General features: G+C 46.2%; 18 protein-coding genes. 3 read left to right on the top strand and 15 right to left on the bottom strand.

Going from position 1 to position 20,246, the window contains the following annotated elements; translation table 11 throughout:
* Positions 1–5 precede the first annotated feature (5 nt).
* The 15 genes from VC188_RS02295 to bioB form a co-directional block, all read right to left on the bottom strand.
* The gene (locus VC188_RS02295; protein ID WP_215321363.1) at positions 6–863 is read right to left on the bottom strand and encodes a cell division protein FtsQ/DivIB; all 858 of its coding nucleotides are present in this window, start codon (positions 861–863) and stop codon (positions 6–8) included.
* Positions 860–1,873, bottom strand: a complete 1,014-nt coding sequence (locus VC188_RS02290) for a D-alanine--D-alanine ligase (RefSeq protein ID WP_255533270.1) — start codon at positions 1,871–1,873, stop codon at positions 860–862. Before VC188_RS02290 ends, VC188_RS02295 begins: the two co-directional genes overlap by 4 nt.
* Positions 1,866–3,302, bottom strand: coding sequence for a UDP-N-acetylmuramate--L-alanine ligase (gene murC / locus VC188_RS02285; RefSeq protein ID WP_323482885.1), 1,437 nt, complete (start codon positions 3,300–3,302; stop codon positions 1,866–1,868). Before murC ends, VC188_RS02290 begins: the two co-directional genes overlap by 8 nt.
* Entirely contained in the window at positions 3,299–4,348 is a 1,050-nt protein-coding gene (gene murG, locus VC188_RS02280) for an undecaprenyldiphospho-muramoylpentapeptide beta-N-acetylglucosaminyltransferase (RefSeq protein WP_323482982.1), read from the bottom strand. The genes murC and murG overlap by 4 nt, the downstream gene beginning before the upstream one ends.
* A gap of 20 nt (positions 4,349–4,368) precedes the next feature.
* Positions 4,369–5,640, bottom strand: coding sequence for a putative lipid II flippase FtsW (gene ftsW / locus VC188_RS02275; RefSeq protein ID WP_215321361.1), 1,272 nt, complete (start codon positions 5,638–5,640; stop codon positions 4,369–4,371).
* Positions 5,637–7,220 carry a UDP-N-acetylmuramoyl-L-alanine--D-glutamate ligase gene (murD, locus tag VC188_RS02270; protein WP_323482981.1) on the bottom strand — a complete coding sequence of 528 codons (1,584 nt, stop codon included), beginning with the start codon at positions 7,218–7,220 and terminating at the stop codon, positions 5,637–5,639. Before murD ends, ftsW begins: the two co-directional genes overlap by 4 nt.
* A 52-nt stretch (positions 7,221–7,272) precedes the next feature.
* On the bottom strand, positions 7,273–8,442 hold the full coding sequence (gene mraY / locus VC188_RS02265) for a phospho-N-acetylmuramoyl-pentapeptide-transferase (RefSeq protein WP_323482884.1): 1,170 nt from the start codon (positions 8,440–8,442) through the stop codon (positions 7,273–7,275).
* Positions 8,433–9,881, bottom strand: coding sequence for a UDP-N-acetylmuramoyl-tripeptide--D-alanyl-D-alanine ligase (locus tag VC188_RS02260; protein ID WP_215321358.1), 1,449 nt, complete (start codon positions 9,879–9,881; stop codon positions 8,433–8,435). The genes mraY and VC188_RS02260 overlap by 10 nt, the downstream gene beginning before the upstream one ends.
* Complete coding sequence (locus VC188_RS02255; protein ID WP_416350481.1) at positions 9,881–11,431, bottom strand: UDP-N-acetylmuramoyl-L-alanyl-D-glutamate--2,6-diaminopimelate ligase; 1,551 nt, start codon at positions 11,429–11,431, stop codon at positions 9,881–9,883. Before VC188_RS02255 ends, VC188_RS02260 begins: the two co-directional genes overlap by 1 nt.
* A complete protein-coding gene (locus VC188_RS02250; protein WP_323482882.1) occupies positions 11,428–13,200 on the bottom strand; it encodes a penicillin-binding protein 2 in 1,773 nt (590 codons plus the stop codon). Before VC188_RS02250 ends, VC188_RS02255 begins: the two co-directional genes overlap by 4 nt.
* Positions 13,197–13,463 (bottom strand): cell division protein FtsL, encoded by a 267-nt coding sequence (gene ftsL, locus VC188_RS02245; RefSeq protein WP_072583399.1) that lies wholly within the window; start codon positions 13,461–13,463, stop codon positions 13,197–13,199. The genes VC188_RS02250 and ftsL overlap by 4 nt, the downstream gene beginning before the upstream one ends.
* Complete coding sequence (gene rsmH, locus VC188_RS02240) at positions 13,460–14,410, bottom strand: 16S rRNA (cytosine(1402)-N(4))-methyltransferase RsmH (RefSeq protein ID WP_323482881.1); 951 nt, start codon at positions 14,408–14,410, stop codon at positions 13,460–13,462. Before rsmH ends, ftsL begins: the two co-directional genes overlap by 4 nt.
* Positions 14,411–14,422: 12 nt before the next feature.
* Complete coding sequence (mraZ, locus tag VC188_RS02235; RefSeq protein ID WP_216121756.1) at positions 14,423–14,851, bottom strand: division/cell wall cluster transcriptional repressor MraZ; 429 nt, start codon at positions 14,849–14,851, stop codon at positions 14,423–14,425.
* Positions 14,852–15,154: 303 nt separating this feature from the next.
* Positions 15,155–15,775, bottom strand: a complete 621-nt coding sequence (gene coq7 / locus VC188_RS02230; RefSeq protein ID WP_216154479.1) for a 2-polyprenyl-3-methyl-6-methoxy-1,4-benzoquinone monooxygenase — start codon at positions 15,773–15,775, stop codon at positions 15,155–15,157.
* Between the two features lie 21 nt (positions 15,776–15,796).
* Entirely contained in the window at positions 15,797–16,846 is a 1,050-nt protein-coding gene (gene bioB / locus VC188_RS02225) for a biotin synthase BioB (RefSeq protein WP_215321354.1), read from the bottom strand.
* Between the two features lie 89 nt (positions 16,847–16,935).
* Between bioB and bioA the strand changes: the two genes are divergently transcribed.
* Genes bioA through bioD form a run of 3 tightly spaced genes read left to right on the top strand, consistent with a single transcriptional unit; the run spans position 16,936 to position 20,229 of the window.
* A complete protein-coding gene (gene bioA / locus VC188_RS02220) occupies positions 16,936–18,282 on the top strand; it encodes an adenosylmethionine--8-amino-7-oxononanoate transaminase (RefSeq protein ID WP_323482880.1) in 1,347 nt (448 codons plus the stop codon).
* Complete coding sequence (bioF, locus tag VC188_RS02215; protein ID WP_323482879.1) at positions 18,279–19,517, top strand: 8-amino-7-oxononanoate synthase; 1,239 nt, start codon at positions 18,279–18,281, stop codon at positions 19,515–19,517. Before bioA ends, bioF begins: the two co-directional genes overlap by 4 nt.
* Positions 19,510–20,229, top strand: a complete 720-nt coding sequence (gene bioD / locus VC188_RS02210; RefSeq protein ID WP_216121530.1) for a dethiobiotin synthase — start codon at positions 19,510–19,512, stop codon at positions 20,227–20,229. The genes bioF and bioD overlap by 8 nt, the downstream gene beginning before the upstream one ends.
* Positions 20,230–20,246 lie beyond the last annotated feature (17 nt).

The following is a 20,246-nucleotide window of genomic DNA, read 5'->3' as shown; positions in this document are numbered from 1 at the left end:
ATTCCTCATTGCTTCAGCTCACTTTTTTTGCCATCTACTTCATTCTTTTTCAAGCTTGCAGAAGCAAGATGAACCGCAAAACCATTTGCATATCGCAAATCGACTGCATCTACTCGATTCGCCCACTTCTCTTGTACTTGTGGCCAATATTTAAATAAACGCGCCACACGTTCTTCCGTTAAATTTTTATCGGAGCTTTCCTCATCGCGGCCAAACTCTACTTTCATTCCGTTTGAGAGCTTGACGTGCCATGCGTAGCGCTCAGTCAGAGCAAGGCTAGTGACTTCTGAACCCCATGGTTTAAACCAGTTGTTGGCTTTTTCATAAAGACTCATCACTTCTTTGCTCGCATCTTCAGGGCCAGAAAAGTCAACTAAACGCACATCCTCACTCACCTCAGTAACGCGTCCAGTAAAGAGCTCGCCATGGGTATTCATTAGGATACGACTCTCAGCGCCACCCCAGGTACCAAAAGGCTTCTGCTCTTCAATACTCACCACTAAACCATTTGGCCAAACACGGCGGACATTGGCGTGTCGTACCCAAGGCATACTTTCAAAGCCTCGCTTCACATCTTCTAAACGAACACTGAAAAAATTACCCTGCACTGTTGCTAAAACTTGTTGCTTAACAATAGGCTTGTTGATGTGTTTCAATATTTGGCCAGTAACTGGCTCAATCTGAATCTGCTTCAAAGCGAAAACTGGTCGCTGACTTAGCCAAACCAAAATACCAATGACGAGCATTACCACAAAGCAGCGCAGCAAGAAACGACTCAGCTTCTCCATGCGCTCCGCATGATTCCAAAGCGGAGACATCAACATAGAGAAAATTTCACCGAAGCGATCCATGAAGTTGCTCATGCAGCAGCATCCTCTTTTTGATGCAACGTTTGACTGAGTAACCAAAGCACTAAATCTGCATACTCGATACCAGCAGCTTTGGCAGCCATTGGCACCAAAGAGTGGGAAGTCATACCAGGAGAAGTATTCATTTCCAACAAGTAAGGCTTACCGGTCTTTTGATCTAGCATTACGTCAGCACGGCCCCATGTACGACAACCCAAAGCTTTATATGCGGCCAAAGCTAATTCCTGGACGGCGGCATTGACTTCAGGTGCCAGTCCGGTAGGGCATAAGTACTGAGTTTCATCAGAAAAATACTTATTATGAAAATCGTAATTTGCTTGAGGCGGAATAATTTTGATCACCGGCAATGCTTCAGCCGTATTACCCTGACCAACTATTGGGCAAGTTAATTCATCGCCAATGATGCAAGTCTCTGCAATCACTTTTTTGTCTAATCCAGCTGCAAGCCTGTAAGCAGCGGGCAACTCTTCTGCGGACTTTACTTTCGTTAAACCCAAAGAAGATCCTTCATTTGCTGGCTTCACAATCAAAGGCAAGCCCAGGTGCTTCACGACTGCATTCCAATTGCTATCAGCAGTTAACTCTACATACTCAGGAGTAGCAAGTCCATTACTAATCCAGACTTGCTTAGTGACAATTTTGTCGATTGCTAGAGCAGAGGCCAAAACACCACTACCCGTATAAGGTAACCCTAACAACTCCAGCAATCCTTGGATGGTTCCGTCTTCACCAAAGCGGCCATGCAAGGAAATGAATACACGATCGAAGTTTTCTTTTACTATTTCGGTAGGGCAACGCAAACCCGTATCAAAAGCATGGGCATCAACCCCTTTTGCGCGCAAAGCCTCTAATACGCCATTACCTGACATAAGAGAAATCTCTCGTTCGCCTGATTTCCCGCCAAGCAAAACACCAACACGTCCTAACGACTTAAGATCTAGGCCAGCCAAGCTGGACTTAACGCGATCACCCCAAGAAATCAAATTAGCACCTACCTTAGACATTCTTTGCCTCCGACAGCGTATGTGGCAAAGCAGAAATTGATCCCGCACCCATCGTAATTAATACATCCCCATCTTTTAAAACCTGACTTAATTTTTCTGACATCTCTGCCACGTTTGCAGCATAAGCAACTGCACTTGAATCCAATAAAACTTTAGAATTCTTGTCTTCAGCAATTGCGGCCTTTATTAAACTCTTACTATCAGCCCCTAGAATTTTTGCTTCGCCCGCTGGATACACATCAGTCAGCACCAAAGCGTCAAAATTTTTGAGGACTTGAACAAACTCACCGAAGCAATCACGCGTTCTAGTAAAGCGGTGCGGCTGGAATGCTAAGACCAAGCGACGATCTGGGTAAGCACCTCTCGCTGCAGCTAAGGTTGCAGCCATTTCCACTGGGTGATGGCCGTAATCATCGATCAAGGTAAAGCTACCGCCAGATGCCAAAGGAATCTCTCCATAGCGCTGGAAGCGACGACCAACACCACCAAACTCAGACAGGGCTTTCATAATTGCTTCATCACCCACACCCAACTCTGTTGCTATACCAATAGCAGCCAAGGCATTGCAGACGTTATGCAAGCCTGGTAAATTCAGGGTGATATTTAGTGGGCCTGGTTTATTGCCATGCCTACGCACAGTACGACGGTCAACCGTGAAGTGCATCTGTGTACCATCCGCACGAACATTACTTGCGCGAATATCTGCATCCCCTGATAAACCATAGCGAAGTACTGGCTGAGATACAAACGGAATAATGTCGCGCACATTAGCATCATCAATACAAAGTACTGCTACACCATAAAAAGGCATGCGCTGAATGAATTGAACAAATGCCTGTTTCAATCTAGCCATATCGTGCTGATAAGTATCCATATGATCAGCATCAATATTGGTTACCACTTCCATAGCTGGAAATAATTGCAAGAAGGAGGCATCTGATTCGTCCGCCTCAACCACAATAAAATCTCCACGCCCCAAGCGCGCATTGGCACCTGCAGAATTGAGTTTGCCGCCGATCACAAATGTGGGATCTAGACCACCTTCAGCTAAAACGGATGCAACCAAGCTGGTAGTAGTTGTTTTGCCGTGTGTGCCAGCAATTGCAATACCCTGTTTCAGGCGCATCAACTCACCTAACATGACTGCGCGCTGAATCACTGGTACCTTCGCCGCGCGTGCAGCCAAAACTTCTGGATTATTGCCTGCAACAGCGGTGGAAATGACTACTGCCTCTGCCGTACCAATATTTTTAGGATCATGCCCAATATGAATAATTGCACCTAATTCTCTCAGACGCTTAGTGACTGCGCTATCCGCTAAGTCTGACCCTGAAACTTGGTAACCCAGGTTCAATAGCACCTCAGCAATACCGCTCATGCCAGCACCACCGATACCGATGAAGTGAATTTGCTGAACGATATGCTTCATATTCCTACTCCCGCACAATCTGCGCATACCTCAGCTACACGCTGGGTAGCATGTGGCTTTGCTAAAGCATGCGCACGTAATGCCATCTCTTTTAATTCTGTGCGATTAAAGTTCTGAATCATCATTGCTAAATCTTGTGGATTCAGTAACGTCTGCGGCAATAAAACTGCTGCGTTAGCATTTGATAAGAATTTCGCATTCGCAGTTTGGTGATCATCGATTGCAAATGGGAATGGAATAAGGCAAGATGCAACACCACAAGCTGCTATTTCAGAAACTGTCATGGCCCCTGAACGGCAAATCACTAAATCGGCCTGTGAATACGCGGTTGGCATGTCATTAATAAAGGGGCGAATATCTGCCGTTACACCTAAGCCAGCATATCGCTGCTGTAGATCTACTAAATGCTTATCGCCCGCCTGATGAATCACTTTGGGACGTGACTCCGCTGGAATTAATGCCAGCGCAGCCGGAAGACTTTCATTAAGGGCAGCAGCACCCAAGCTACCACCTACTACCAAGATAGATAAAGGCCCTTGGCGCTGGTCATAACGTGCTGCAGGCGCCAGCATGTGATCAAACTCTTCCCGAATCGGGTTGCCTACCCACTCTGCATGATCCATTGTGTTGGGGAACCCAGTGAGAGTCCGCATTGCAATTTTACTCAACGCACGATTAGCACTACCAGCTACTGAATTCGCTTCATGCAAAACCAATGGACGTTTCAGAACTTTCGTGATTAAACCACCAGGGAAAGTAATATAACCACCCATACCTAAAACCACATTCGGTTTTAGGCGACGCATAATCTTCCAACTTTGATAGCAAGCGCGCATAAGATTAATAGGTAGCATCAACTTTGCCTTTAATCCCTTGCCACGTAGACCACCGAACTCGACCGCCTCAAATGGGAAATCACAAGACTTCACGAGGCGATACTCCATGCCCGCTTGATTACCCAACCAAGAGACCTTCCAGCCGCATACCCGCAAATATTCAGCGACAGCGAGGCCTGGAAAGATATGTCCACCAGTACCACCAGCCATCACCAAGATTGAGGGTTTAGTCAAAGCTTCCCTCCACGCATGAGGATGCGATTTTCAAAATCAATACGCAGCAACATTGCAATGGCAACTGCGTTCATCAAAATGCCAGAACCGCCATAACTTACCAATGGCAAAGTCAAGCCTTTCGTTGGTAACAACCCAAGGTTCACGCCCATATTGATGAAGGCTTGCCAACCAATCCAAATAGCAACACCTTTAGCAGCAAGTCCAGCAAAGCTACGATCCAACTGCAAAGCAGTGCGGCCAATTAAGAAGGCACGACGTATGATCCAATAAAACAAGAAAATCACTACCACCACACCAACAAATCCCAACTCTTCGCCAATCACAGCCATAATGAAATCGGTATGCGCTTCTGGTAAATAATGCAATTTTTCTACGCTACCGCCAAGTCCTGTACCAAACCATTCGCCCCGACCAAATGCCATCAATGAATGGGTTAACTGATAGCCTTTATTGGCAGCGTTATCTACTTGCCATGGATCCATAAAGGCCAGCATGCGTCCACGACGAAATGGAGAGAGCGCAATCATGGTTGCGCCACTCATCAAACCAACTAGGATCAAGCCGCCAAATAATTTAGCATTGATACCGCCCAAAAAGAGAATGCCGAATGCAATCAAGGCAACCACTACGAATGCGCCCATATCTGGCTCAGCCATCAATAGACCACCCACCAGGGCAACTGCAATACCCATTGGTAGCATGCCCTTTACAAAGGAATGGAGATATTCCTGACGTTGAACGGTATAGCTTGCTGCAAATATCACAGCAGCAAATTTCATCAACTCGGATGGCTGGAAGTTCATTAACCCCAAAGGAATCCAACGCTTCGCACCATTCACACCTTTACCCACACCAGGAATGAGGACGGCGATCAGCAATAAAACAGTAAATCCAAAAATGACTGGTGAATAACGATCCCATACCTTAGTGGGAATCTTAAAAGCCCAGATGCCGACACCAATCGCAATCACCAAAGAAATCACGTGACGAATGAGAAAGAAGTTACTACTGTAATTTGCATACTTCGGTCCATCGGCCAAAGTAATGGAAGCCGAGTACACCATGACTAAGCCAATCAAGGTCAAGGATAAGACCGCCCACACAAGTAACTGGTCATACTCCATCATGCGCGAACGGGTTTGCTCTACGCCTGAAACAGCATCACGCAAGCCAGTGCGGAAGTTATCAATTCCACCTCTTGAAAAATTCCAGAAGCGATTGAGTCCAAGCCGATTTTCGGGGAAGAATTTTTCTTTTAAATTCATACCTGGACCCCTTCAAAGCGCATACCCAACTCTTCAACCTCTGCAGCAAATACTTGGGCACGTTCAACATAGTCACGGAATTGGTCTAAGCTTGCGCAAGCTGGTGAGAGCAATACCAAGTCTCCTGATACTGCTTTTGAGGCAGCAGCCTGAACTGCAGAAATTAAATCGCCACAATTCGTACTTTGAATTCCAGAGCCAAGAGCCTCACCAATTGCAGCGCCATCTTTGCCGATTAGGAAAACACCCTTCACAAAACGTAACGCAGGTTCACGTAATGGACTGAAATCCTGACCTTTTCCGTCGCCACCAGCAATCAACCAAATGCGCTTGCCAGACTCGTTACTGCCTAAGCCATTTAATGCAGCGACAGTCGCACCTACATTAGTGCCCTTGCTGTCATCTACGTACTCAACATCCTTAACAATCGCAATACTTTGCACACGATGTGGCTCACCATGGTAATCACGCAAGCCATGTAACAGTGCATTCATAGGTAAATTAGCGGCGCGTGCTAAGGCTAGGGCTGCTAGCGCATTTAATGCATTGTGACGGCCACGTATTCTTAAGGCGTCAGCTGGGATAAGGCGCTTGAGGCGTAACGGCTCATCTTCTTCAACTACTGCGGATTTACGACGACGCTTAGGCTTAGGCTCAACATCTTCATCTACTTCAGCCCATACCAGCCAATCAATTCCACCAGCACGTAAATCATGCTCAATTCCAAAAGCGCCTTGCTCATCTGGGCGATTAGAGCCAAAGGTCACAATGGCTCTCTCTGCTTTTTGCTCTTCAGACAGTAGCCCCATTACAAGGGAATCATCGCGATTCAAAATACAAACTGTATCAATACCAAATATCCGTGACTTAGCTTGCGCGTACGCTTGCATATCGCCATGCCAATCTAAGTGGTCTTGAGTAATATTCAACACCGTTGCTGCCGTAGCATTCAAAGTATGGGTATAGACCAACTGAAAGCTGGATAACTCCAAGACCCAAACGTCTGGCATGTCTACGATTTGATCAGCAATATCCAAGCAGCTCATGAGCTTGTCTAATGCTGCAGGACTAATGTTTCCTGCCACAGCAACCTTCTTGCCGGCGCGCTCACAGAGTTGTCCGGTTAATGCGGTGGTAGTTGTTTTACCGTTGGTGCCAGTCACAGCCAGTACTGCAGCCGCATAACTCAACTCTTGCGCTTGTGACATACGACTTAAAGCAGAAATTGCGCGAGCAAAAAATTCAATCTCACTCCACACATCGATTTCAGCCTGCTCAGCCTTAACCAAGAAAGCATAGGTTGGGTCTTGCACCGGAGAAAGTCCTGGGCTAATACCAATCACATCAATATTATTGAGCAAGCTCTCATCTAAAGGGCCAAAACAAATATCTTTGAGGCCCGCAATCTGAAGCTCTTCCAGCCAGGCGTTTTGACGCTCAGTAAAAGAGGATTGCTCGCGCGTATCCGCTAAGCGGACTTCCGCACCATTTCGTAGGCACCACTTCGCCATAGCTACGCCAGACTCACCCAATCCCAGAATAAGGAATCGGCTTGGAGCCTGGTAACCCTCATCACTCATGAAGGCTGCATTTGCAAAGGTATTTTCTAAAATCAACATATTTACTTTTGGATCACCGTAACTTCAAGCTAGATAAGCCAATTAAGACTAGAAGGATGGTAATGATCCAGAAACGCACAACCACTTGCGTTTCCTTCCAACCACCCAATTCAAAATGATGATGCAATGGCGCCATTCGGAAAATGCGACGACCCTCTCCAAAATGTTTTTTAGTGAGCTTGAACCAAAATACTTGCATCATTACCGAAACAGTTTCAGCAACAAAGATGCCGCCCATCACAAACAACACAATTTCTTGACGAACAATCACAGCGATGGTGCCAAGGGCTCCGCCCAAAGCAAGTGCGCCCACATCACCCATAAATACTTGCGCTGGGTGTGTGTTAAACCAAAGGAAGGCTAAGCCAGCACCGCCCATAGCTCCGCAGAAAATCATGAGCTCACCAGCGCCCGGTATGTAAGGGAAGAGGAGATACTTTGCATAAATCGCATTACCCATCACATAAGCAAAAGCACCCAAAGCAGCACCTACCAAGATCACCGGCATGATGACAAGACCATCGAGGCCATCAGTCAAGTTCACTGCATTACTGCTGCCTACGATTACTAAATAGCTCAAAATAATGAAGCCCATCACACCCAACGGATAACTCACTTCTTTCATGAAGGGCAGCAGCAAGTTGGTTTTTGCAGGCAGATCTAAAGCAAATCCACCTCTTAACCATTCATAAAATAATTGCAATACTTTTAGGTTATTTACTTCAGAAACGGAGAATGCAAGATAGATAGCGGCAAATAAGCCAATTAGTGTTTGCCAGAAGAACTTCTCTCTTGAAGCCATGCCTTTAGGATCTTTGTAGACCACTTTGCGATAGTCATCTACCCAACCAACTAAACCAAAACCAAAAGTCACAATCATCACAATCCAAATAAATCGATTGCTGAGATCGGCCCACAACATGCATGAGATAAAGATACCGATCAAAATCAAAACACCACCCATAGTTGGGGTGCCCGATTTCACTAAATGGGTTTGTGGTCCATCTGCGCGGACTGCTTGACCCATTTTCAGGGCGCTTAATTTACGAATCACCCAAGGTCCTGCAGCTAAACCAATCAATAATGCAGTCACCGTTGCCATCACGGCTCTGAAAGTGATGTAGTTAAATACTCGGAAGAATCCGAAATCATCTTGCAACCATTGCGCCAACATTAAGAGCATGTTTTAGCCTCCTCTAACAAGGCCTGCACTACACGCTCCATGCGCATAAACCGTGAACCTTTAACCAAAATATTTAAGTGTTGATTGCTACCGCTAGACTGGGCATGCAAAGCATCTCTTAATTGCATAATGAGACTATCTATATCGGCAAAATGAGTTGCATTAGATACAGCCGCACTATTACCAACAACTTCATTAAATCCCTGAAGAGCAAATTGGCATTGCTCCCCCAAAGCAAATAGTTTTGAGATTCCTTGCTCAGCAGCATAGGCACCAACTTCACGATGGAATTCGGGACCCTGATTACCAACCTCACCCATATCACCCAAAATCAACCAAGATAAATTACCCGATTGCTTTAAAGCATCGATAGCGGCTCTTACGGAATCCGGGTTAGCGTTATAGCTATCGTCAATTAAAGTGTTATTTGAATCAATCACTTTTGCCTGCATACGCCCATTTACTGGCGAGAATGCTTCAAGACCCTGCTTAATCTTTTCAAGACTTACACCTGCCGCGATACCAACCGCACTCGCAGCCAAGGCATTGCGAACATTGTGACTGCCCAAAGTATTTAATTGAACTTCGATAGCCCCTCGTTCAGTTTTAATCTGTACATGCCCATTGCTTAGCAAACTTCCGGTCACAGCAGCCGCAACCTTAGACTGAGCAGACAACAAAACAAAATCAATCACTTTTCGACCTGCAGCAGCCTGGCGCCAAACACTTGAAAATTCTGAGTCTGCTGGGAATACAGCAATACCATCAGTTGGCAAAGCACGAATAGCATCTGAATGCTCTTCTGCTACCGCCGCAACCGTAGCCATAAACTCTTGATGCTCGCGCTGGGCATTATTAATTAATGCAATATTTGCCTGCGCAATGGCTGCTAACTGCGCTGTTTCACCAGGATGATTCATGCCGAGCTCAACTACAGCAAGGCGATCTGTTGCACGCAATTTCAACAGCGTTAACGGCAAACCAATATCGTTATTCAGATTTCCTTTAGTAACCAAAGTATTTTGTTCGCCCACTGCGGCTTTAAAAATAGAGGCGATCATCTCTTTTACGGTGGTCTTACCATTGCTACCAGTAACCAACGCCAAAGGAATGGGGTGATTTGTCCGCCATGCTTTTGCTAAATTTCCCAAACCAACACGCGTGTTTGAAACGCAAATAGCAGGTAAATCAGGCGGGCATTTATCTTGCGCACTAATAAGGGCAGCACTAGCCCCTGCCTTAGCCACATCGGATAAAAAGTCATGCGCATCAAAGCGCTCGCCAACTAAAGCGACAAATAATTCGTTACGATCGATCTGGCGACTATCAGTACCCACTCGAGAAACAGAGATTTCCTGGGCAGCTTGCGCAGAAATATTCAGTAATTTACTTCCAGGCAACATTACCTGTGCTTGTGCAAGGGTGGTCATGATAGACATCAGACTCCACCTCCAGCGGCTAAGCGAATATGCTCTTGATCAGAAAAATCAAATTTCTTGCCATTGATTTCTTGAGTAGTTTCATGACCCTTACCGGCAACCAGAACAATATCGCGGGCATCCGAATGACGAATTGCGGCCATGATGGCGGCCGCACGATCGGCAATAATTTGAACGTTCTGCGCATCCTTGCTAATACCACTGCGAACCATCTGCATGATAGCCTGTGGATCTTCAGAGCGAGGATTGTCACTTGTAATCAGAATATGGTCGGCATTACGCTCTGCGACAGCACCCATTAGCGAACGCTTACCAGCATCGCGATCACCGCCACAACCAAAGACACACCAAATTTTTCCACCGCGCTGCTCAGTAATAGGTCGTAATGCTTGTAAGGTTTTCTCTAAAGCATCTGGGGTATGCGCGTAATCCACAACTGCTAACAAGCCCTCTTTCTTTTGAGATTTACCCAAAGGAATTAACTCCATACGACCACGCACTGGATTTAATTGGCTCACTTTTTGAGCGGCTACTTCCAAGCTCATGCCCTGTGAAAGTAATACCGTCCACACCGCAAGCGCATTACTTAAATTAAACTCACCTAGCAAAGGAATATGCAATTGAGCGCTTCCCACTCCATCAAAAATGAAGCTTGCGTTGTAACCCGCTCCACTCAGTAGAATATCTTTTGCATAAATACTAGATAAACGGTCACCGAATTTTTCAAATCCTTGGAACGCGGATTGAGACAATGCATATGCCCAGATCTTCAAACTCTCTTTTGCCAACAAGTTCATGGCAAGCTCACGACCAAAAGCATCATCCAAGTTAATCACTGCGTGCTCAAGGCCGGTTTGCTGAAATAACTTAGCCTTTGCCTCGGCGTAATCAGCCATGCTGCCGTGGTAATCCAAATGATCCTGCGTCAGATTCGTAAATACTGCACAGTGAATATTTGTTCCAGCGACTCTCTCTTGATGCAAAGCATGCGAAGACACTTCCATCGCGACTTGTTTAGCTCCAGCGCTGCGCAACTCTGCTAACTGCGTTTGTAATTTAGGTGCATCTGGAGTGGTATAGCCAGTTTGCACCAATGCGCCAGGGAACCCGGTACCTAAGGTGCCCAAAACTGCAGTGTGATGACTGCTAGTATCTAAAGCCTGGGCTAACCATTGCGTGATGCTAGTTTTGCCATTAGTGCCAGTGACACCAATGATTTTTAATTCTTTGCTCGGATGACCATACCATTGCGAACAAAGCTCACCTGCTCTTGCAGCAAGATCTTCAACAGCAAAACATTGTGGGTGATCTGAAAATTTCTTACCCATACCCGCTGGATCGAACACTACTGCGGCTGCCCCGCACCCTAATGCCGCCTCAATAAATTGACGACCATCACGCAAAGCATTGCCATGACCTACAGGGTAGGCAAAAAAGATATCGCCAGACTGAATCTGGCGACTATCCGCACATACTTTTGCGGAGAAGTTCGCTAAAGTATGTAAGTGGTCAATCAAATGATTGGTGTCTATTTTCAAATCCACCCTCATCGCTTCAAAACCACATGTTGAGCGTGTGCAGCTGCTGGCCGAATTTCTTCTGGGGCCTTATCTTCCAACACCATTTGCTTTACTTTGTTGTCTGGCAAGACATTCAATGAACGGAGCGTCTCCCCAACAATTGTCGAGAATACAGGTGCGGCAACATCACCACCGTAGTGACTTCCACCAGTGGGCTCATCAATCATTACCGCAACCACAATACGTGGAGCACTAATGGGGGCAAGTCCAGCAAAGTAAGCGCGATAAGAATTACCATATCCTTTGCCAACTAATTTATGGGCAGTGCCTGTTTTTCCGCCAACGCGATAACCTTCAGCCTGCGCTTTAACTGCAGTTCCCCCCGGCTCAGTAACCGCCTCCATCATGTTGCGCATTTCAATAGCCGTTTTTGGTGAGAGCACTTTAATGCCCGGCTTGAACTCAGGACTACGCTCAATCGTTAGGGGAACTAATTCGCCATCACGTGCAAAGACTGTGTATGCGCGTGCAACCTGAAAGAGTGACGCAGAAATACCATAGCCAAAAGCAATACGGGCTTGATCGGTAGGCATCCATTTTTTAAATGGATGAACAGTTCCAGCAACAGCGCCAGGAAAGCCAATTTTTGGCGCTTGACCAAAGCCAACTGCGGTATATAAGTCCCACATTTCTTCAGGGGAAAGATTGTTCATCGCAATCTTTGCAGTACCAATGTTGCTAGATTTTTGAATAATTTGTGCGACCGTAAGATTTCCATAGGGATGGGTATCTGTAATGGGCTTAGGACCTACTAAATAACTCGCACCTATCACCATATTGGTATCTGGTCTGATAGCGCCTTTTTCTAAAGCAATTGAAATTGTTAACGGCTTGATAGTTGAGCCAGGCTCAAAGGTGTCGGTCAATACGCGATTACGCAATTGCTCACCAGTTAAGTACCTTCGATCATTTGGGTTGTAGCTTGGGTAATTTGCCAACGCCAAAATCTCACCAGTTTGGGTATCAAGCACTACTGCACCGCCTGCTTTAGCGTGATGTTGCTCTACAGCATCTTTAACGGCGTTATAGGCCAAGAACTGTATCTTGCTATCAATGGATAGGTTTAAGTCTTTTCCATTTTGTGGCAACTGTAAGATCGCAACATCCTCAACAACGCGACCCAAGCGATCAACTACTACTCGTCTTTGACCAGGGTGACCAGCAAGCTCATTCTCACGAGAAAGCTCCATCCCTTCTTGACCTTTGTCATTCACATTTGTAAAGCCAACCACGTGTGCCATCGCCTCACCTTCTGGGTAGAAGCGACGATATTCATTATTTAAACCAATGCCAGGGATCTCTAGCTGTTTAATTTGCTGCGCTACAACTGGATCTACTTGACGCTTTAAGAAAACCTGCTTGCGCTCTTCTTTCAACTTTTTACGCAGATCAGATTCGCTCATTTGCAAAAGACTTGCCAATTTCTGCACTTTGTCTGCGGCCAAATCATCAGGAACGGTGTCGTTATAGGCAATGACCGACTTGGCTTCCAAGCTCGTTGCAATCACTTGGCCGTTACGATCCAAAATTTTTCCGCGACTAGCGGGGAGCTCCAATTCGCGCTGAGTTCCACGCACGCCTTTAGCTTCATAGAACGCATTTCCTGGACCCTGAATCCAAAATGCGCGTAGCAGTAACATCATGAATACAAAGAACAAAAGGAATAGCATCAAACGAGACCGCCACATTGGCAGGCGTAAAACTAAATTTGGCGTAGTGGAGAAGCCAACCGGTCTCATTTTGCCTCCTTCAAATACAAGGTGCGCTCAGGAGAAATCGGAGACATATGTAATTGATTGCGAGCAACGTCGCGAATACGTGCAGACTTCGATAAATTCCGCTGCTCATACTCTAAACGCAACCAGTCTTGATTTAACTTACGCTCTTCTATCTGCGCGCGCTCTTGAAGGATGAATAATTTTCGCGCACGCTGCTGAGCCGCAACCAGAGATAGCGCGCAAATTAATAGCAATGCGAGCAGAGTCAAAGTAGCGCGATTCATGCGGATACTCCCATGCGCTTTTCAGCCACACGCATGATTGCAGAGCGGGCACGAGGATTCTCAGATATCTCAGCATCGCTTGGCTTAACTCGACCAATAATTTCGAGGGCGCTTTGTGGCAAGTCTTTTTCGCGTACCGGTAACCCACGGGGTACTTCGACTTTTGCATGCGCTTGCATAAACTGCTTCACGATACGATCTTCTAACGAATGAAAACTAATCACTGCAAGTCTTGCGCCGGGCTTTAATAACCTCAGGGCCGCCTTCAAACCGAGCTCCAAATCTTCTAACTCGCGATTAATAAAAATACGCAATGATTGAAAGGTTCTTGTTGCGGGATCTTGGCCAGCTTCGCGCGTGCGCACTACGCTTGCAACTAGGCTTGCCAACTGAGTAGTCGTTTTAGGGGAAAGGCCCTCTTCTCGCTTAGCCACAATGGCTTTTGCGATCTGAAATGCAAAGCGTTCTTCTCCGTAAGTCTTAATCACGTGAGTGATTTCCTCTGGTGACGCCTGCTCCAACCACTCTGCTGCGGTTAAACCATGATCGGTGTTCATGCGCATATCGAGTGGTCCTTCTCGACGAAAAGAAAATCCCCGATGCGCTTCGTCCACTTGGGGCGAACTGATTCCCAAGTCCAACAAAATTCCATCGACTGATTCCACCTCTGCATACTGATCCATGTGTGCAAAACTGTCGTGCACAATCTTTAAACGTGGATCGTTGATTTTTTGCGCCACTGCAATCGCATCCAAATCTTTGTCGAAAGAAATCATACGTGCCGAAGGATTCAACTCCTTGAGCAAAGCTTGTGTATGACCGCCGCGCCCGAAGGTTCCATCGATTACCAAAATTTTGTTTGCTGCACTTTGATTTTGAATCAGCGGACCGCCAACTAGCGCTGTCACCGCCTCGGCCAGTAATACTGGGCGATGAGTTATGTTCATGGCACCCTGTCATCAAAAATTAAATTGCTTGAGTGCTTCAGGCATGCCTTGCGCAATCGCAGCCTGTTCTTTTGCAGCGTATGTAGCCGCGTCCCACAACTCCAAGTGACTTCCCATGCCGAGCAAGATCACTTCTTTTTCGATTCCGGCAGCAGCGCGCAACTCTGGACTTACCAGTACACGACCAGCACCATCCAAATCTATTTCCGCAGCGTTACCTAAAAAAATACGGCGCCACCAATGGGCATCCATCGGAAGTTGCGCAACTCTTGCTCTAAAGGTTTCCCACTCTGGACGCGGGAAGAGAAGTAGGCAGCCGTCGGGGTGTTTTGTAAGCGTGATTCGGCCCTCACCCTGTACCAACAAGGCATCACGATGCTTAGCCGGCACAGACATGCGGCCTTTTGCATCTAAATTGAGAGCTGACGCACCTTGAAACACCATTTACCCCACTTTTTCACACTTCCTCCCACTTTAGAGGATCGCACTAAGAGGGTCAAGTGTTTTTAGGAGTTTTTTTAGGAATTTCTCTAGTGTTTACAAACACTTAGCGTCATGTGTTGAGAAAATGGTGATAATAAAATAGCTACTTGAAACAATGGCTTGGAAAATATACTTAAGAATAGATCTTAGCTATTGCACTAGATAATACCTAAATATACTGTATTTAAAAACAGTAATACGTAAAAAATATCTCAAAAATTAATCAGAGATGGGTTTTGAGAATTAAAACCTATTTCCGTATTAAATTTTGTAAGCAGTGGTTGTCATTATCTTAGACATCGCCTGCATTATTTTTTGAATGGGTTCTGGCAAATTTGCACCGCCAGCATTTTTTGCGGCTTGTCCGTGAGCAATTTCATCAACGCGCATTTGATCCACAATTGCACGAGATCGCTGATCTTCTTTTGGTAATTTTTCGAGATGACTTTCCAAGTGATTCTCGACTTGTTTTTCTGTTTCAGCAACAAAACCTAAACTCCACTTATCGCCCGCTAAGCCTGCTGCCAAGCCAATTGCAAAGGATCCCGCATACCAAAGTGGATTGAGATAACTGGTGTGTGATCCGAGCTCTTGAAGACGAGTTTCACACCAAGCGAGGTGATCCATCTCCTCTTGTCCGGAGTGATCCAACATCTCCTGAATTTCTGAATTTCGAGCAACTAATTTTTGCGATTGATACAGCGCTTGCGCACAAACTTCACCCACATGATTGACTCGCATGAGTCCTGCTGCATGTTTGCGCTCGTTAGCATCCAAACCGGAATTACCCCCAAAATCAGATCCTGGCGTGGGTCTATGGGCATGAGCACCACCGACCACCGACCGAAGGGCGGTATCAAACTCCAGAATGAGGCGATCTATCGGGGACATGCGCGTGGAAAACTAAACCAAAACCTCTGCTTTGCAGCTTTGTTTGGTCTTTAAACCCAACTCTGCCAAGAGCTCACGGTCTTGTTCTGCCTCGGGATTACCGGTAGTGAGTAGTTGCTCACCATAGAAAATAGAGTTAGCTCCAGCCATAAAGCACATAGCCTGAACCGCCCTACCAAGCTCCTGACGACCAGCAGATAAACGTACGCGGGCTTTAGGCATCGTGATCCTAGCAACCGCAATCGTTCTCACAAACTCCAGTGGGTCTAAAGGCTTTTGCTCAGCTAAGGGTGTACCGGCTACCGGCACTAGATGATTGATAGGAACGGATTCTGGGTAGGGGCTCAAATTTGCCAAACGGGCCAAAAATGCGGCGCGCTGCTGTCTAGACTCGCCCATACCGACAATACCACCACAACAAACCGACATGCCGGCGGCACGGACATTGGATATCGTATCCAAACGGTCTTGGTAGCCTCTGGTTGAGATCACTGAACGATAAAAATCTTCGCTGGTATCTAAGTTATGGTTATAAAAGTCTAGGCCAGCCTCTTGCAGTGCCTGGGCTTGATCTGCCTCCAACATGCCTAAGGTGGCACAGGTCTCCAGACCCAAGGCTTTTACGCCCTTAATCATGGCAGTCACTTTTTCAATATCGCGGTCTTTGGGTTCGCGCCAAGCGGCACCCATACAGAAACGGTTAGACCCAGCGGCTTTAGCAGCTTTGGCAGCCTCTAAGACCTCCTCTAAGCCCATTAACTTCTCAGCCTTAACATCGGTGTCATAACGAGCAGCCTGCGGGCAATAACCACAATCCTCAGGACAGCCACCCGTCTTAATTGACAGCAAAGTAGCTAATTCAACATCACCTTCTGGGAAATAGGCTTTATGAGTCTCTTGAGCCCTCAGCATCAGCTCATTTAAAGGGAGTGCAAATAAGGCTTCAATTTGAGCCACTGACCACTCGCCAGATGCCTCGCCCCCTGCATTTACGCCCTGATGCAAATCCGCTTTAGATTTGAATTGGGTTAAGGGTTTTTCAACGGTTTGAGTGTCCTGCATGGGTAAATTCCAGAAAATGAGGGGATTCAAGACATAAACATAACAGATACAGGTCTGAATTTGGAAAAACTAGTGGTCAAATATCAAACATGAAGGTTATTTCTGATTTAAATCAAGCCCCTCTCGTTGATCGCAGCCTTGCAGCCGTTTGGCACCCATGCACTCAGATGAAACAGCATGAGTCCTTTCCGCTGGTTGCTATTACAAAAGGTAAGGGTGCTTGGCTCTATGACGAAAACGGAAAAGCCTTACTCGACTCCATTAGTTCTTGGTGGACCAATTTATTTGGCCACTCCAACCCACGCATCAATCAAGCCATTTCCGCGCAACTCGAAAAAATTGAGCATGTGATGCTCGCCGGATTTACGCATGCGCCCGTAGTAGAGCTATCTGAAAAACTGTCCGCACTCACCAATCACCATTTAGGCCATGTCTTCTATGCCTCTGATGGTGCGTCTGCAGTAGAAATAGCGCTCAAGATGAGTCACCACTACTGGCAACTCAACGGCAAACCACAAAAGAAAAAATTTGTTTGCTTGGAAAATGGTTATCACGGGGAAACACTTGGGGCATTAGCAGTAACGGATGTTGCTATTTTTCGGGACGCCTATGGATCGTTATTGCAAGATGTCTTTACCATTACATCACCCGATGCACGCAAAGCAAAAACTGGTGAGAGCGCAGAAGATGTAGCAAGATATGCAGCAAAAAAACTCGAAGAATTATTTGTAAAAGAACATGGCAATATTGCTGCCATCATTGTCGAGCCTTTGGTGCAGTGCGCAGGGCAAATGGCCATGCACTCTTCCGAGTATCTACGTTTAGTCAGGGATTTATGTGATCGCTACGAAGTACATCTGATTGCAGATGAGATTGCGGTGGGCTGTGGGCGGAGTGGCAAGTTCTTTGCCTGTGAGCATGCTGGTATCTGGCCAGACTTCTTAACCCTGTCCAAAGGAATTAGCGGCGGCTATCTTCCACTGTCACTCTGCCTTACGACAGACCAGATATATCAAGCTTTTTATGGCGATCAAATCCAGCAAGGGTTTTTACATTCTCATTCTTATACCGGTAACCCACTAGCGTGTGCTGCTGCACTGGCTTGTTTAGAAATTTTCGCAACTGACAAAGTATTAGAAAAAAATATTGAGCGCTCAAAGGATTTAGCAAATGCATTTACGTGGGCAAAAACGGATTCCCGCATTGAGCATTGGCGCCAACAAGGAATGATATTGGCCTTCGATATTAAAAATGAGTTTCTAAAAAATCCTACGATGTTTGCGCGAACGATGTTCTCAAACTGTTTAAGTGAAGGTGTATTGATTAGGCCAATCGGCAATACTATCTACGTCATGCCGCCGTATATTTTGTCTACAGTAGAAACCGCGCAATTAGGTCATGCTGTGCAAGTTGCCCTTGAGAAAACCTTGGCATGACAAACTCATATCAGGCCTTAAAGTTAGCGCAAGAGCAAATTGCAGAACTTGAGTCGCAATTACTCAAACGCAAACTCAGAGCAACAGAATCTCCATGTGATACCAAAGCTTGGGTCGATGGACGCGAGCTCAAAGCATTTTGTAGCAATGACTATTTAGGACTAGCAAACCATCCTGCGTTAATTCAAGCTCTTGCTGAAGGCGCTCAGAAGTATGGGGTAGGCAGTGGCGCCTCCCACCTCATTAGCGGCCACAGCAGGGCTCATGAGCTACTTGAAAACCAATTAGCCTCTTTTCAAAAGCAACACATTCCGAATGCGCGCGCCCTATTTTTTAGTACCGGCTATCTCGCCAACCTTACCGCCATCACAGGTCTAGCGAGACTTGCGCCACAAAAATCTACTAGTATTTATTCGGCCAAGCTAAACCATGCTTCTTTAATTGATGGGATTCGTTTAGCGGCTGCTCAGACTCAAGCAAATGTCGTGCTGTTTGATCATACGCATCTTGACTCATTAAATGAATTACTGAAAACAGATCAACATCCACTAAAGATCATTGTTACTGATGGCGTCTTTAGCATGGATGGTGACCTCGCTCCAGTAAAAGAATTATTAAAACTTGCTGAGCAATACGATGCGCTGTTACTTGTGGATGATGCTCATGGTTTCGGAGTATTGGGCAAACAAGGTCATGGCATTTTGGAGCAGGAAAAGATCTACTCTGATCGCCTTATTTATATTGGCACTCTTGGAAAAGCTGCAGGTGTCAGCGGCGCCTTTGTTTGTGCACAAGCCACTTTTATTGAATGGCTCATTCAAAAGGGTCGCCCTTTCATTTACAGTACTGCAACGCCACCTGCGATAGCGCATACACTCTCAAAGAGCTTGAAAATTATTGAAGGGGACGAGGGCAGCAATCGCCGTACTCAACTCAATAAACTGATTCGCATCTGGCAAGATGAAATGCAATTTTCTCAATGGGAAAAGGTATCCTCTTGCACCGCCATACAGCCCGTCATTTTGGGCAGTAATGCCAATGCTCTGCTCGCCGCTAAGTTACTTGATGAGGCAGGTTATTGGATTCCTGCTATTCGCCCTCCTACCGTACCCAATGGCAGTGCAAGATTACGCATTACGTTCTCTGCTAACCATGGCGAAGCAGATGTGCGTCAACTCATTGATACCTTAAAGACCATCGAGCAAACAGTCCTTCAAAAGGGCTCTCATGAGTAAGGCCACAGGCTTCTTTGTCGCCGGTACAGACACCGAGGTTGGAAAAACGCTGGTGAGCGGCGCTCTCATTCTGAAACTACGCGAACAGGGAATGAAAGCGATTGGCTTTAAACCGGTTGTTGCTGGAACTTATCAAGATGCACAAGGCCACACTCTGAATGAAGATTTAGAAACACTGCGCATCGCCTCAAACCTCAGCTCCACTGAATTGAGTTTGTGTCCTTATGTATTGAATCGACCGGCTGCTCCACATTTGGTAGCGGCCCACCAAGGGCTGCAACTTGAAATGAGCCTGATCTTACAGAGCTTTCAAAATGTTCAAGACCGGGCAGATTGCGTTGTGGTTGAGGGCGCCGGCGGCTTACTTATCCCCCTAAATGAGCGGGAAGATTTGGGGACTTTCGCCCAAGAAATTAAATTTCCCATCATCCTGGTGGTGGGCATGAAATTAGGCTGCATTAATCACGCCCTCCTAACTTGTGAGGCAATCAAAGCGCGTAACTTAAATATTGCGGGATGGGTAGCGAATACCCTATCCACAGAAATGCCTCTGCTTGAAGAAAATATTCAGACTCTGCAAGCCAGAATAGATACCCCATTTTTGGGCCTCATTCCAGAGCTTCCAAAAGAACTCCAAAAAGCCGATAACAGCCCATATTCAATTGAAGCCTTGGGTTTTGCTGCAAAGCACATTCAATTACCCGACAATTAATTTGCGGTAATTTAGCC

This window comes from Polynucleobacter sp. MG-28-Ekke-A2 (genome assembly GCF_035012985.1).
Lineage (GTDB): Bacteria > Pseudomonadota > Gammaproteobacteria > Burkholderiales > Burkholderiaceae > Polynucleobacter.
Note: the sequence above shows the minus strand (reverse complement) of the source record. Positions and strands in the feature narration are given on the sequence as shown.